Source organism: Geodermatophilus sp. SYSU D00758 (assembly GCF_054049955.1).
Genome location: NZ_JBJGYK010000014.1, coordinates 19,267 through 32,442, shown reverse-complemented (window position 1 = coordinate 32,442; position 13,176 = coordinate 19,267). Strand labels below are relative to the sequence as shown.

Sequence of the window (13,176 nt, the reverse complement as noted above, 5' to 3'; positions counted from 1 at the left end):
GCGGGGCGGTGGTGCACACCGGGGACCTCAGCGCCGCCAGCCCGGGTCCCGGCCGGAGAGACGCAGGGCGCGCTCCAGGGTGGCCGCCCCCGCCGGGACCGGCAGCGCACCGGCGAAGCCGCCGTGCTCCCGGAACAGCGCGCCGTGCTCGACGACCAGGTCGAGCACGAGGCGGGCCGTCCCCTCGGGCACGGCGATCTCCTGTCCGGTCGCGCGGGCGACGTCCCAGCCGTGCAGCACCAGCTCCTTGACCAGCATCCCGGCCACGTCGACCGCCGGCACCCGCATGCCGCCGAGGTCGATCTCGCCCTCCCACGCCGCCGGGTCGCGCCAGGCGGCCAGCGCGCGGTCCAGCTGCGCGGCGTAGCGGTCCGCCCAGTCCGGCTCCCCGGCGAAGTCGCGGCCGGTGAGCTCCTCGGTCAGCGGCTCCCGGCGGGCCCGCCGCTCCAGGCCGTGCGCGCTGTAGAGGACCCAGTGGTCGACCAGCGCCCGCAGGTCCCAGCCGGCGTCCGGCGTGGGGGAGTCCAGCGGCGCGCGGGCCGCGCCCCGGGCGATCCGGGCGGCCTCCGCGGCCGCCTCGGCGAGCCGGTCGTAGGTGGCCGGGAGCGTGCTCGTCGTCATGCCCCGACGCTAGGGAGCGCGCCCGCCGGCGGTCTTGGAGGAACGCGACTGCCGGGCGTACCGGGCCGGGGGCGTGCCCACCGCGGCGGTGAAGTCCCGGACCAGGTGCGCCTGGTCGCTGTACCCGAGCTCGGCGGCCACCGCGGCCCAGTCGACGTCCCCGGTCAGGGCCCGCTCGGCGACCTCCCGCAGCCGCGCGTGCCGGACGACCAGCTTCACCGGCAGCCCGACCTGGTCGGTGAACAGCCGCTGCAGGGCCCGCACGCCGTAGCCGGTGCGCTCGGCGAGCCGGTCGACGCGGGTGATCGTGCGGTCGGCCTCCACCAGGGCGACGGCCGCCTCGGCGTCCTCGCGGGCCGGGTCGGGCCGGCGGGGCAGGCCGCCCAGCCACGGCTCCAGCACGTCCCGCGCCCCCTGCAGGCCGGCCGCGGCGCGCACCCGCGCGGCGAGGTCCCCGGGCAGGGGCAGCAGGTCGGCGGCCGGGACCACCCGGTCGCGCAGCCGGCTCACCGGGCCGTCGACCAGGGACCGGAAGCCGGCCGCCCGGAAGCGGACCGCCCGCACCGTCGCCGCACCCCGGAGCGGCCGCCGGTAGGTGCCCGAGACCGGTCCGGTCACCCAGACGCCGTCGGGCTCGACGGACAGGTTCACCGCCGGGAAGGACAGCACCAGCGACTCGTGCACCGCGCCGGGCGGCAGGTCCCACTGCACCTGCCAGAAGACGGCCACCAGGTCCGCCGTCGCCGACGTCGGCGGCCGCCGGTCGAGGGTGAAGACGTCCGGGATCGCCGCCGGGTGCAGGATGCCGCGGGTGCCGTCCGGCCGTCCGGTCAGCGGCGGCCGGCCGGCGGGGGCGCCCGGACTCATCGCCGTCCCGGCGCGCGGGGGCGCAGCCCCTCGCCCAGCAGCACGCACCCCAGGACGGCGGCGACCAGGAACAGCCCCGGGAAGACCAGCAGGTGCGGCGCCTCCAGCACCCGCTCCTGGGCCTGCTGCAGCTGGATGCCCCACGACTGCGCCGGCCGCTGCAGCCCGACGCCGGCGAAGGTCAGGATGGCCTCGGTGGAGATGAGCACCCCGGCGTAGCCGCTGGCGAAGACCGCGAGCGGCCGCAGGGCCGCGGGCAGCACGTGCCGGCGGACCAGCCGCAGCCGGCCCACCCCGAGCGCCCGGGCGGCTGTGACGAAATCCAGCTCCTTGGCCTGCTGGGTGGCCGCGCGCATCACCCGCACCATCGGGGGCCAGCTGAACACGGTGAGGACGACGACCACCTGCACCAGCCCGCGTTCCTGGGTGACGCTGAGCAGCACCAGCCCGCCGAGCACGATCGGGATCCCCGACCACACGTCGGTCACCCGGGAGACCAGCGCGTCGACGACGCCGCCGGCGTACCCGGCCAGCGTCCCGAGCACGACGGCCGGCAGCGTGGTGCCGGCGACCACGGCGGCGGCCAGGAGCAGCGAGGTCCGCGTGCCGTGGATGGTCCGCGCCGCGTAGTCGCAGCCGAAGAGGTCGAAGCCGAACGGGTGCTCCCGGCTCGGCGGGCGCAGCGAGTTCGACAGGCTGCAGTCGCGGGGGTCGGCGTCGGTGAAGGCGTCGGGGACCAGCGCCATCGCGGTCAGCGTGCCCAGCAGCAGGAGGGCGAGCAGCAGCGGCACGTTGACCGGGCGCCGGGCCGGACGCGGGAGCACCGGGGGAGTGTGCCGTACCGAGTCGCCGCCGTCTCGCCGCCGTCTCGCCGCAGCCTCCTCCCGGCCTCCGCCGCTGCCAGGATGTTCCGGTGAGCGCCTTCGTCGCCCGCCGGGCCGTGCAGATGGTGGCCAGCCTGTGGGCGGCGCTGACCCTGGTCTTCGTCGCGGTCACCCTGCTGCCCGGCGACCCGGTGCGGGGCCTGTTCGGGGACCGGCCGCCGCCGGAGGAGGTCTACGACGCGGTCACCGCCCAGTACCACCTCGACGAGCCGTTGCCGGTGCAGTACCTGCTGTGGCTGGGGGACGTCCTCACCGGGGACCTGGGCCGGGGCTTCCCGGTGGACGCCTGGGGCGACCCCGGTGGCGGGCCCGCGGTGACCGCGGTCGTGGCGGCGACGGCCCCGGTGAGCGCGGTCATCCTCCTCGGCGCCCTGGTGGTGCAGTCGGTGGTGGGCGTGGTCGCCGGTGCGCTGGCGGCGGGTAGCCGGCGCGGCGGTACCGGTGTCTACGCGGTCGCGCTGCTGCTGGTCGGCACCCCGGTGCTGGTGGCGGCGTCCGCGCTGCGGGTCGTGTTCGGCTCCGAGCTCGACTGGCTGCCGCTCAACGGGGCGTCGGGGGAGCCGGACACCTACGTGCTGCCCGTCCTGGCCCTCGCGGCGCTGTCGACCGGCTACGTCGCCCTGCTGACCCGCGCCGAGCTCTCCGACGCGCTCTCCTCGCCGTACGTGCACGCCGCCCGCAGCCGCGGGTTGCGGCCGGTCCGCGTCGTCGGCGTGCACGCGCTGCGGCCGGCGCTGACCGCGGTGGTGACCTTCGTGGCCGCGACCGTGGGCCAGCTGTTCGTCGGGCTGATCGTGGTCGAGCAGGTGTTCGGCATGCCCGGGCTGGGCGCCGCGCTCGTCGAGGCGATCCGCGACCGGGACCGGGCGCTGCTGCTCGGGCTCACCGCGGTGGTCATGGCGGTGGCCATCGTGGCCAACGCCCTCGCCGACGTCGCGGTGGCCGCCCTCGACCCGCGGGTCCGCCTGGCGCGGACGGGGTGAGGTCCGGGTCGCCGGCTTGACCTAGTCCGACTTAGCCAAGGACACTGGACGGCATGGCGCGGACGGTGAACGTGCACGAGGCGAAGACGCACCTGTCCCGGCTGCTGGAGGCGGTCGAGGCGGGGGAGGACGTCGTCATCGCCCGCTCCGGCAAGCCGGTCGCCCGGCTCGTCCCGGCCGGTACCCGGACGCAGCCGCGGACCCCCGGCTCGTGGCGCGGTCGCGTGGTCCTCGCCGACGACTTCGACGAGACGCCCCCCGAGCTCGTCGCGGCGTTCCACGGCGACCCCGCCCCGTGACGCTGCTGCTGGACACGCACGTCCTGCTCTGGTGGCTGGCGGACGACCCGCGCCTCAGCCCGGCCATGCGGGAGGCCATCGCGGAGCCGTCGACGGCGGTCATGGTCTCGGCGGCATCGGCGTGGGAGGTGGCGATCAAGGCCGCGATCGGCAAGCTCTCGGTACCCGCCGGGCTCCAGCAGGAGCTCGAGCGGCACGGCTTCGACGAACTGCCGGTCACCGTCGAGGACGGCCTGGCGGCCGGCGCGCTGCCGCGCCACCACGACGACCCGTTCGACCGCATGCTGATCGCCCAGGCGGTGCGCCGGCGCCTGGTCCTCGTCACGGCCGACCGGCGGCTGGCCGACTACGACGTCCTCACGCTGGCCTGAGCCGCTGCGGGGGAGGTCGCCGGGCAGCGGTCCCGCCCGTGCTGGTTGACATAATGTGCATTATCGGCGGTTGCTCGGCGGGTGTGGGACGGGGCTCGTCCGGCGGTCCGACCGGCCCGCCGGTGCTCGGCCGGGTGCGCGGTGACGGTCCGCCCGTCCGACCCCTGCGGGTCCGACGCCGTGGTCGAGCCTGCCCGACCTGACGGCGGCCCGTCGCCCGCGTCCCGGCGCCCGGCCTCGTCCCGGACGTCCCTGCCCGGGACGGGGCTCGCGTGCCCGGCCTCGTCCCGGACGTCGCCGGCCGCCCGCGGCCCGACCGCCCGGATCGCACCCGGCGCCGCGGCGGGCCCGACCGGTCGCCCCGCGACGGCCGCCGGGACCTCCGGGACCTCCCTGCCCGCCCGGGACCGCCTCCCGGGAACGGTCGGTCCGGCTCCCCCCGGGTCCGCTGACCCACCCCCAGTTACGTCACAGTGACGCAATAATCCCGGTGTCGGGCTCGACGGGCGCGCATGCCGTCGGCTTCGTAGGGTCGATGTCATGCAACTCAGACGCCCGCTCGCCACGCTGGTGACCGCTCTGGCCCTGTTCGGTGGTGGGGCGACGGTGACGGCCTGCGGCTCACCGAACACCCCCGACGAGGGCACCACCGAGGACACCGGCTCAGACCAGACGCTCTCGCCGGAGGAGGCCGACCGGGAGAACCTGCCCAACATCCACGACGCCGAGGAGGGCAACGACGACGACACCCACGACCCGGACTGACCGGCGCGGCGCGGGTGGTCAGCGGCGCTCGGTGACCCAGAGCCGGTCGAGCCGGCCGGTGGAGCGCACGAGGTCGGCCAGGGAGCGCTCCAGCTCGGCCTTGGTCGGCCGCTCGGACAGCAGGGTCTCCACGTCCTCGAGCGCGCAGCGCAGCTGGTAGAGCCGGTCCTGCAGGCCGTCGAGCTCGGCGCGGCTGACCAGGACGACGTCACCGGAGAGCCCGGCCTTGGCGGTGGCCGAGCGCTGCTCGTAGGCCCGCTGCCGGCAGGCCTGCCCGCAGTACTGCCGCGGCCGGCCCACCGAGCCGGTCTGGGGCAGCACCCGACGGCACCAGCCGCAGCGCCGCTCGCCGGTGCCGTCGGTGCGGGGCGTGGGGAGACCGTTCGTCGCCTCCTCCGCGGTCGTCTGCCGGACCTGCTGATCTGCCACGGTGGGCACCGTAGACCCCACCGGTGACCGAACCGGTGGACACGCCCGACCGGGCGGTGTAACGGCGGGAGCACGATCCGCCGGGGAGGAGGAGCGGTGGCCGCGGACCCGACGGCGCACTTCGACGCGCTGACCGCCGAGGCGCTGCGCGCCGCGGGCAGCCTCAAGTGGAGCCGGCACGACCCGCCGGCGCTCGGGGCGTGGGTCGCCGAGATGGACTTCGGCACCGCGCCGGAGGTCACCCGGGCCCTGCACGAGGCCGTGGACGCCGCCCGCTTCGGCTACCTGACCCCCGGCGCGGCCGAGGCCATGGCCCGGGCCTGCGCCCGCTGGTACGCCGAGCGCTACCGCTGGGAGGTGCCGGCGCGGTGGATCAGCCCGCTGGCCGACGTGGTGGCCGGGCTGCGGGCGGCGATCGACCACTTCACCCCGCCGGGCAGCCCCGTCGTCCTGCCCACCCCGGCCTACATGCCGTTCCTCACCCTGCCCGGGCTGCTCGGCCGCCCGCTGCTGCAGGTGCCCCTGCTGAGCGGGGACGACGGCCGGTACCGCTACGACCTGGAGGGCATCGCCCGCGCCTTCGCCGCCGGCGGGACGCTGCTGGTGCACACCAACCCGCACAACCCGCTGGGCCGGGTGTTCACCGCCGCCGAGCAGCGGGCCCTGGCCGAGGTCGTCGAGGACGCCGGGGCCCGGGTGTTCGCCGACGAGATCCACGCGCCGCTGGTGTACCCGGGGGCGCAGCACGTCCCCTACGCCTCCCTCTCCCCCGCCACCGCGGCCCACACGATCACCGCGACCTCGGCCTCCAAGGCCTGGAACCTGCCCGGGCTGAAGACCGCGCAGCTGATCCTGTCGAACGAGGAGGACGCACGGCGGTGGGCCGAGGTGGCGTTCCTCTTCGGCCACGGCGCCTCCACCCCCGGGGTCCTGGCCGCCACCGTGGCCTACACCGAGGGCGGGCCCTGGCTGGCCGACGTGCTGGCCTACCTGGACGGCAACCGGCGGCGGCTCGGGGAGCTGCTGGCCGAGCGGCTGCCGGCGGTGCGGTGGACCCCGCCGGAGGGCACCTACCTGGCCTGGCTGGACTGCCGCGACCTCGCGCTGCCCACGTCGGCGGGGGCCTTCTTCCTCGAGGCGGCCGGCGTCGGGCTGGTCGACGGGCCCGAGTGCGGCGCCCCCGGCGGCGGGCACGTCCGGCTCAACCTGGCCACCCCGCGTCCGGTGCTGGAGGACATCGTCACCCGGATGGCGGCCGCGGTGGCCCGGGGACGGTGACCGGGGCCGGGTGGTGACCGGCCCGGCGACCTGCGGCGTTAGCGTGTCGCCCGTGGTCGCCGCCCGGTACGCCTTCCTCGAGGGGCCCCTGCCCATCGCGATGGCCCACCGCGGGGGTGCCATCGAGCACCTGGAGAACACCGCACCGGCCTTCGAGGCGTGCGTGCGGCTCGGGTACCGCTACCTGGAGACCGACGTCCGGGTGACCGCCGACGGGGTGCCGGTCGCGTTCCACGACCCGACGCTGGACCGGGTGACCGACCGCACGGGGCGGATCGACCAGCTGCCGTGGGCGGAGGTCGCCACGGCGCGCATCGGCGGCCGGGAGCCGCTGCTGCGGCTGGAGGACCTGCTGGCCGCCTGGCCGGACGTCCGCTTCAACCTCGACGTCAAGGCGGCCGGGGTGCTGGCCCCCCTCGCCCGGCTGGTGCGGCGCATGGGCGTCGCCGACCGGCTCTGCCTGGCCTCGTTCTCCGACGCCCGGCTGGCCGCCGTGCGCCGCATCTTCGGCCCCTCGATGTGCACCTCGCTGGGGCCACGCGGGGTGGCGGCGCTGCGGCTGTCGTCCTACTCGCCGCGGGCGGCCGGGCTGGTGCGCATCCCGGCCGGGTGCGCGCAGGTGCCGCTGCAGCTCGGGGGGCGTGCGCTGGTCGACGAGCGGTTCGTCGCCGCGGCCCACGCCCGCGGGCTGCAGGTGCACGTGTGGACGGTGGACACCGAGGCGGAGGTGACGGCGCTGCTCGACCTGGGCGTGGACGGCATCATGACCGACCGGCCGGCGATGCTGCGCGAGGTCCTGGAGAAGCGCGGGCAGTGGAACGCCCGCTGAACCGCCGGTACCCGCAGCGGCGGGCGCCCCTGCGTGCCGGGTGGACCGGCGTCCTCCCGGCTGCCACCCTGCGCCGGTGACGAGCAGCGCCACCGTGCCCGCCGACCGGGCCCTGCGCCGTGAACGGTTCGGCTGGTACTCCTACGACTGGGCGATGTCGGTGTTCAACACCAGCGTCACCACGGTCTTCCTCGGCCCCTACCTGACCTCCGTGGCCGAGGACGGCGCCGGCCCGGACGGGCGGCTGGACCTGCTGGGGCTGTCCATCCCCCCGGGTAGCTGGTTCTCCTACGTGCTCTCGGCCTCGGTGCTGCTGCAGGTCCTGGTGCTCCCGCTGACCGGAGCGGTGGCCGACCGCACCGGCCGCAAGCGGGAGATGCTGGCCGGGGCCACCCTGCTGGGCGCGCTGGCCACCACCGGGCTGTTCTTCGTGGCCGACGGGCGGTGGCTGCTCGGCGCGGTGCTGTTCGCGCTGGCCAACATCGCCTTCGGCGCGGCCACCGTCGTCTACTACTCCTGGCTGCCCGACCTCGCCGGCCCCGACGAGAGGGACCTGGTCTCCAGCCGCGGGTGGGCCTTCGGCTACGTCGGCGGCGCGCTGCTGCTGGCGGTGCACCTGGGCCTGGTGCTCGGCGCGCCGTCGCTGGGGCTGACCACCGGGGAGGCGGTGCGGATCTGCCTGGCCACCGCCGGCCTGTGGTGGGGCGGGTTCACCGTGTTCACGGTCTCCCGGCTGCGCAACCGGCCGGTCCGCGACGTCGACGCCGTCCGGTCGCGCACCGGCTTCCGGCAGCTGGCCACCACGCTGCGGGAGATGCGGGCCTTCCCGCTCACGCTGTGGTTCCTCGGCGCCTACCTGCTGTTCAACGACGGCGTGCAGACGGTGATCTCGCTGTCGGCGACCTACGCCGTCGAGGAGCTGGGCCTGGCGCAGTCGGTGCTCACCGGCGCGATCCTCATGGTGCAGGTGGTGGCGATCGCCGGGGCCCTGGCCCTGGGCCGGCTGGCCACCCGGTACGGCGCCAAGCGGGTCGTCCTCGGCAGCCTCCTGGCCTGGATCGGCGTGCTGGTCGCCGCGTTCTTCCTCGAGGCCGGGGCGGTCGGGCAGTTCTACGCCCTCGCCGCGGTCATCGGGCTGGTGCAGGGCGGCACGCAGGCGCTGTCCCGGTCGCTGTTCAGCCAGCTCATCCCGCTGGGCAAGGAGGCCGAGTACTACGGCTTCTACGAGATCAGCGACCGCGGCACCAGCTGGCTGGGGCCGCTGGCCTTCGGGCTGACCTACCAGCTGACCGGCTCCTACCGGTACGCCATCGTGAGCCTCGTCGTCTTCTTCGTGGCCGGCTTCGTCGCCCTGGCCGCGCTGCCGATCCGCCGCGCCGTCCTGGCCGCGGGCAACACCCCACCGGAGCGCCTGTGACCTCCCCGCTCGACGTCGACGTCGACGCCGCCGGCGGCCGGGTGCTCTCCGCGGTGCCGGTGGCCGGCGACCGGCGCCGCCACCCCGCCCCGGCGCACCTGCGCTTCTTCCACGGGCCCATGGACTGCGGCAAGTCCACGCTGGCCCTCCAGGTCGACCACAACCAGAGCCGGCAGGGCCGCCGCGGGATCCTGCTCACCCAGGGCGACCGCTCGGCGCAGCCGCGGATCTCCTCCCGGGTGGGGCTGTGCCGCGAGGCCGTCCAGGTCGCCCCGGACACCGACCTGAGGCTGCTGGTGCGCGCCTCCTGGGCCGAGGGCGAGCGGGTCGACTACCTGATCGTCGACGAGGCCCAGTTCCTCACCCCCGCCCAGGTCGACCAGCTCGCCGAGCTCGTCGACGAGTCGCACGTCGACGTCTACGCCTTCGGCCTGACCACCGACTTCCGGACCCGGCTCTTCCCCGGCACGCAGCGGCTGCTCGAGGTCGCCGACGACGTGCAGCGGGTGCAGGTCGAGGTGCTGTGCTGGTGCGGGCTGCCCGGGCTGCTCAACGCCCGGGTCGAGGCCGGCGTGCTCGTCCGGGAGGGGGAGACGGTCGTGGTCGCAGACACCGCGCCCACCTCGGCGCCGGGCGAGGACGCCGACGTCCACTACCAGGTGCTGTGCCGGCGTCACCACGTGATCGGCCAGCTCGGCCCGACCGCGGCCGGCCCGGGTCAGCTGGCGCTCCCCTGACCCGTCCGGGGGTCGCCGACACCACCGATACCACCCCATGAGATGATCCGTAACCGTCTCTGCGGAATCTCTCCGCGAATTCTGTCGTTGGTCCTGTCGACTCTCCCGTCCGGCGGGTATCACCCGCCTGCGACGTCGAGGACCGACCGACACCACTTGCACGAGAGGACGGTGTGCCATGGGCGAGCGTTCCCTGCGGGGCAGCCGACTGGGCAGCGTGAGCTACGAGACCGAGCGGAACACCGCGCCGATCGAGCGGCAGTACGCGGAGTACCGGTGCCCTTCGGGTCACCTCTTCACGGTGCCCTTCGCCGACGACGCCGAGCTCCCCGACACCTGGGAGTGCAAGTTCGACGGCTCGGCCGCCCGGCTGGTCGGCGGCGCCGAGCCGACCCCCAAGAAGGTCAAGCCGCCGCGCACGCACTGGGACATGCTGCTCGAGCGCCGCTCGGTCGAGGACCTCGAGGAGGTCCTGGCCGAGCGCCTCGAGGTGCTGCGCGGCCGGCGCACCCGCGCCAGCTGAGCTCCGGGCCGCTCCGGCCCCCGTCGACGGCCCCGGTGGGATCCCCCACCGGGGCCGTCGCGCGTCCCGGGCCGTGCGGGTCGAGGGCCCCGGCCGGCCACCGGCCACGCGCGCCCGGCCGGCCACCGGCCACGGGTGCTACGGACGTCCGGCCGGGTCCTCGCGCTGCCCCCCGGGGACGACCTCCCCCTCGATGACCCGCGGCCGCGCCGCCCGCGGCTGCGGGCCGGGCCGCCAGACCTCCTGCACCTCGACCTCCTCCACCCGGTCGCTGCGCACCCGCACCGGGCCGCGCAGCGCCACCGGGATGCGGTCGGCGAGCACCCGGGCGACCAGCCCGCGCACGAGGAACCGGGTGGGGGGCAACAGGCACAGCAGGCCGAGCAGGTCGCCCACGAACCCGGGCAGCACCATCAGCAGGCCGCCGACGGCGATCAGCCCGGCGTCCCCCAGGGCCCGGCCCGGCGCGCGCCCCGAGCGGGCGCGCTCCCGCAGGTCGGCCAGCGCCCGGGTGCCCTGGCGGGCCAGGAGGGCCCAGCCGAGCGCGCTGGTGGCGAGCATGGCCAGCAGGGTCCAGCCGATGCCGATCCAGCCGGCCACCAGCACGACCACGGCCACCTCGACGGCGGCGGCCAGCGCGACGGCGACCCGGATGCGGCTGCCCACGCGGTGGGTACGGTCCACGGCACTCCCCGGCCCGTCCCGGCGGTGCGGACCGGCCCGCCTATCGGACCGCGCTCGACCGCCCGCCGTCGCGGACCCGTCCCGGTACGGGGCGGCGGACCCGGCCCGGCAGCCGATCGGCCAGCCGGTCCAGCAGGCCCCACGCGGTGACCCGTACCAATGCCTCTCCAACGATCGAGGGCGTCATCTTGCTCCGCCCCCGGGCGCGTTCGGTGAACGTGATCGGCACCTCGACCACCCGGGCCCCGGCGCGGACCGCCCGCCAGGCCCAGTCGACCTGGAAGCAGTACCCCTGGCTGGCCACCTCCTCGAACGGCAACCGGTCGACCAGCTCCCCCCGGACGGCGCGGAACCCGCCGGTGGCGTCGGCCAGCGGCAGGCGCAGCGACCACCGGGTCCACACGTTGCCCGCCCGGGACAGCAGCAGCCGGTGGGCCGGCCAGTCCTCGACCCGCCCGCCCGGCACGTACCGGGAGCCCAGGGCCAGGTCGGCGCCGCCGTCCAGGGCGACCAGCAGGGCCGGCAGCTGCTCGGGGTGGTGCGAGCCGTCGGCGTCCATCTCGACCAGCACCGGGTAGCCGCGGGCGCGGGCCCAGCGGAACCCGGCCACGTAGGCCGGTCCGAGCCCCTGCTTGGCCGGCCGGCGCAGCACGTGCACCCGGGGGTCGGCGGCGGCCAGCCGCTCGGCCAGCTCGCCGGTGCCGTCGGGCGAGGCGTCGTCCACCACCAGGGCGTGCGCGTCGGGCAGCGCCGCGTGCAGCCGGGCCAGGACGGGCTCGAGGTTGTCCCGCTCGTCGTAGGTGGGGACGACGACCAGCACCCGGGTCACGCGGCCGCCCGGCGGCGCCCCAGCGCCGGCCCGGCGGCGGCGAGCACCGCCCCGGCGCCCAGCGCGGTGAGCAGCCACTCCGGCCCCGCGCCGACCCGCTCGGCGACGGTGGCCGCGTCGCGCTGGGCGATCTCCTCGACGAACACCGCCGAGGTGTAGAGCCCCGAGGCGTGCACCAGGGACCCATCGGGGGCGATGACCGCCGAGATGCCGCTGGTGGAGGCCAGCGCGACCGAGCGGCCGAACTCCACCGCCCGCACCTGCGCGGCCGCGACCTGCTGGGCGCTCTCGTCGGTGTAGCCGAAGGTGGCGTTGTTGGTCTGGACGACGAGCATCCCCGCCCCGGCGCGCACCGCGTCGCGCACCAGCCCGTCGTAGACGACCTCGAAGCAGATGACGTCGGCGATCCGCGTGCCGCCGATCTCGAGGACCCCCGTCTCGGTGCCGGCGGCGAAGTCGCGCCGCACCAGGTCGACCTTGTCGCTGAACACGCGGAAGAACGAGCGGAAGGGCACGTACTCGGCGAAGGGCACCGGGTGCTGCTTGACGTAGGTGTCGCCGGGCCCGTCCTCGGGGTCCCAGACGATCGCGGTGTTGCTGATGAACTCCCCCGGCCCGTCGACGACCGCGCCGACCAGCACCGGGGCGTCGACCGCCGCGGCGGCGCGGCTGATGGCGCGGGCGGCGTCGGCGTTGGCGAAGGGGTCGATGTCGGAGCTGTTCTCCGGCCAGATGACCAGGTCCGGCCGGGGCCGCTCCCCCGCCGCGACCGCCTCGGCCAGCCGCATGGTCTGCTCGACGTGGTTGTCCAGCACCGCCCGGCGGCGGGCGTTGAAGTCCAGGCCCGGCTCGGGCACGCCGCCCTGGACCACCGCGACGGTGACGGTGGGGCCGCCGGCGGTGAGCGAGGGCCCGGCCAGCGGGGCCCAGGCGGCCCAGCCGGCCAGTGGCACGGCCACCGCCCCGGCGAGCGCGGCCGCGCCGGCGCGCCTGCGGGAGCGTGCCCCGGCCAGCACCGCGGCGGCCAGCAGGGTCCCGGTCAGCGCCACGGCGAACCCCACCAGCGGCACCCCGCCGTAGCCGGCCAGCGACAGGAAGGGCCCCTCGGTCTGGCTCAGGCCCAGCCGGCCCCACGCGAAGCCGCCGAACGGCCACCGCCCGCGCAGCGCCTCCTGGGCCACCCACAGCGCCGCCGCCCACAGCGGCCAGGCCGGCAGCCGGCTCGCCACGGCCGTGCCCGCGCCCAGCGCCGCGACGTAGGCGGCCTGCGACCCGGCCAGGGCCAGCCACGGGACGGCGCCGACGAAGACCCCGCTCCACGACAGCAGCGGGACGAACCAGGTCAGCCCCAGCACCAGCCCGAGCCAGGCGCCGGTGCGGGCCCGCTGCCCGTGCGCGGCCAGCGCCAGGGCGGCCGGGCCGAGCGGCGCCAGCCACCACAGGGACCACCCGGGGAAGGCCAGCAGCAGCAGCGCTCCACCGGCCGCGGCCAGCGCGGTCCGGCCCAGCCACGCCGGCAGCCCGCGGCCGGGCCGGGTGGCCGGCTCACGGCCGGGCGGGGGCGCCAGGGTGCCGGTGGTCTCGCTGGCGAGCACCCGCACCTCCCGTCCGCGGCGCCGGGCGGTTCCCGGCGCGGTGGGTCCCGTACCGCCGCGGGACG

At 76.6% G+C, this 13,176-nt stretch carries 16 protein-coding genes; 9 read left to right on the top strand and 7 right to left on the bottom strand.

Annotation, left to right across the window (positions count from 1 at the left end; translation table 11 throughout):
- Positions 1 to 27: 27 nt before the first annotated feature.
- The 3 genes from ACI8AC_RS12110 to ACI8AC_RS12100 are packed head-to-tail and all read right to left on the bottom strand — an operon-like array spanning position 28 to position 2,312.
- On the bottom strand, positions 28 to 621 hold the full coding sequence (locus ACI8AC_RS12110; RefSeq protein WP_456898024.1) for a TIGR03086 family metal-binding protein: 594 nt from the start codon (positions 619 to 621) through the stop codon (positions 28 to 30).
- 9 nt (positions 622 to 630) lie between these two features.
- Positions 631 to 1,488, bottom strand: coding sequence for a helix-turn-helix domain-containing protein (locus ACI8AC_RS12105; protein ID WP_456898022.1), 858 nt, complete (start codon positions 1,486 to 1,488; stop codon positions 631 to 633).
- Positions 1,485 to 2,312 carry an ABC transporter permease gene (locus ACI8AC_RS12100; RefSeq protein WP_456898021.1) on the bottom strand — a complete coding sequence of 276 codons (828 nt, stop codon included), beginning with the start codon at positions 2,310 to 2,312 and terminating at the stop codon, positions 1,485 to 1,487. The genes ACI8AC_RS12105 and ACI8AC_RS12100 overlap by 4 nt, the downstream gene beginning before the upstream one ends.
- Positions 2,313 to 2,401: 89 nt before the next feature.
- Here ACI8AC_RS12100 and ACI8AC_RS12095 point away from each other — a divergent pair, with 89 nt between their 5' ends.
- The 4 genes from ACI8AC_RS12095 (at position 2,402) to ACI8AC_RS12080 (ending at position 4,790) form a co-directional block, all read left to right on the top strand.
- The gene (locus ACI8AC_RS12095; protein ID WP_456898020.1) at positions 2,402 to 3,355 is read left to right on the top strand and encodes an ABC transporter permease; all 954 of its coding nucleotides are present in this window, start codon (positions 2,402 to 2,404) and stop codon (positions 3,353 to 3,355) included.
- A gap of 53 nt (positions 3,356 to 3,408) precedes the next feature.
- Entirely contained in the window at positions 3,409 to 3,654 is a 246-nt protein-coding gene (locus ACI8AC_RS12090; RefSeq protein ID WP_456898018.1) for a type II toxin-antitoxin system Phd/YefM family antitoxin, read from the top strand.
- Positions 3,651 to 4,025 (top strand): type II toxin-antitoxin system VapC family toxin, encoded by a 375-nt coding sequence (locus ACI8AC_RS12085; RefSeq protein WP_456898016.1) that lies wholly within the window; start codon positions 3,651 to 3,653, stop codon positions 4,023 to 4,025. Before ACI8AC_RS12090 ends, ACI8AC_RS12085 begins: the two co-directional genes overlap by 4 nt.
- 540 nt (positions 4,026 to 4,565) lie before the next feature.
- On the top strand, positions 4,566 to 4,790 hold the full coding sequence (locus ACI8AC_RS12080) for a hypothetical protein (RefSeq protein WP_456898014.1): 225 nt from the start codon (positions 4,566 to 4,568) through the stop codon (positions 4,788 to 4,790).
- 18 nt (positions 4,791 to 4,808) lie between these two features.
- On the opposite strand, the gene ACI8AC_RS12075 is transcribed toward ACI8AC_RS12080, so the two are convergent.
- Positions 4,809 to 5,219 (bottom strand): hypothetical protein, encoded by a 411-nt coding sequence (locus tag ACI8AC_RS12075; protein ID WP_456898013.1) that lies wholly within the window; start codon positions 5,217 to 5,219, stop codon positions 4,809 to 4,811.
- A gap of 96 nt (positions 5,220 to 5,315) precedes the next feature.
- Between ACI8AC_RS12075 and ACI8AC_RS12070 the strand changes: the two genes are divergently transcribed.
- The 5 genes from ACI8AC_RS12070 (at position 5,316) to ACI8AC_RS12050 (ending at position 10,003) form a co-directional block, all read left to right on the top strand.
- On the top strand, positions 5,316 to 6,497 hold the full coding sequence (locus ACI8AC_RS12070; protein ID WP_456898012.1) for a MalY/PatB family protein: 1,182 nt from the start codon (positions 5,316 to 5,318) through the stop codon (positions 6,495 to 6,497).
- 52 nt (positions 6,498 to 6,549) lie between these two features.
- Positions 6,550 to 7,326: a glycerophosphodiester phosphodiesterase gene (locus tag ACI8AC_RS12065; protein WP_456898011.1), complete on the top strand. Its 777-nt coding sequence runs from the start codon at positions 6,550 to 6,552 to the stop codon at positions 7,324 to 7,326.
- A gap of 76 nt (positions 7,327 to 7,402) precedes the next feature.
- Positions 7,403 to 8,743: an MFS transporter gene (locus ACI8AC_RS12060; protein WP_456898010.1), complete on the top strand. Its 1,341-nt coding sequence runs from the start codon at positions 7,403 to 7,405 to the stop codon at positions 8,741 to 8,743.
- A complete protein-coding gene (locus tag ACI8AC_RS12055) occupies positions 8,740 to 9,480 on the top strand; it encodes a thymidine kinase (RefSeq protein ID WP_456898008.1) in 741 nt (246 codons plus the stop codon). Before ACI8AC_RS12060 ends, ACI8AC_RS12055 begins: the two co-directional genes overlap by 4 nt.
- A 178-nt stretch (positions 9,481 to 9,658) precedes the next feature.
- Entirely contained in the window at positions 9,659 to 10,003 is a 345-nt protein-coding gene (locus ACI8AC_RS12050) for an RNA polymerase-binding protein RbpA (RefSeq protein ID WP_117378139.1), read from the top strand.
- Between the two features lie 138 nt (positions 10,004 to 10,141).
- Here ACI8AC_RS12050 and ACI8AC_RS12045 read toward each other — a convergent pair whose 3' ends face one another.
- The 3 genes from ACI8AC_RS12045 to lnt are packed head-to-tail and all read right to left on the bottom strand — an operon-like array spanning position 10,142 to position 13,111.
- Positions 10,142 to 10,687 (bottom strand): FxsA family protein, encoded by a 546-nt coding sequence (locus ACI8AC_RS12045; protein WP_456898006.1) that lies wholly within the window; start codon positions 10,685 to 10,687, stop codon positions 10,142 to 10,144.
- A 40-nt stretch (positions 10,688 to 10,727) separates the two neighbouring features.
- Positions 10,728 to 11,516 (bottom strand): polyprenol monophosphomannose synthase, encoded by a 789-nt coding sequence (locus ACI8AC_RS12040; RefSeq protein ID WP_456898005.1) that lies wholly within the window; start codon positions 11,514 to 11,516, stop codon positions 10,728 to 10,730.
- Positions 11,513 to 13,111: an apolipoprotein N-acyltransferase gene (gene lnt / locus ACI8AC_RS12035; protein ID WP_456898004.1), complete on the bottom strand. Its 1,599-nt coding sequence runs from the start codon at positions 13,109 to 13,111 to the stop codon at positions 11,513 to 11,515. The genes ACI8AC_RS12040 and lnt overlap by 4 nt, the downstream gene beginning before the upstream one ends.
- Positions 13,112 to 13,176: the final 65 nt, after the last annotated feature.

Excerpts from the sequence above, each read along its gene's own strand:
- ACI8AC_RS12080 (WP_456898014.1), top strand. The coding sequence starts at position 4,566 with ATGCAACTCAGACGCCCGCTCGCCACGCTGGTGACCGCTCTGGCCCTG.
- ACI8AC_RS12105 (WP_456898022.1), bottom strand. The coding sequence starts at position 1,488 with ATGAGTCCGGGCGCCCCCGCCGGCCGGCCGCCGCTGACCGGACGGCCG.
- ACI8AC_RS12050 (WP_117378139.1), top strand. The coding sequence starts at position 9,659 with ATGGGCGAGCGTTCCCTGCGGGGCAGCCGACTGGGCAGCGTGAGCTAC.
- ACI8AC_RS12090 (WP_456898018.1), top strand. The coding sequence starts at position 3,409 with ATGGCGCGGACGGTGAACGTGCACGAGGCGAAGACGCACCTGTCCCGG.
- ACI8AC_RS12110 (WP_456898024.1), bottom strand. The coding sequence starts at position 621 with ATGACGACGAGCACGCTCCCGGCCACCTACGACCGGCTCGCCGAGGCG.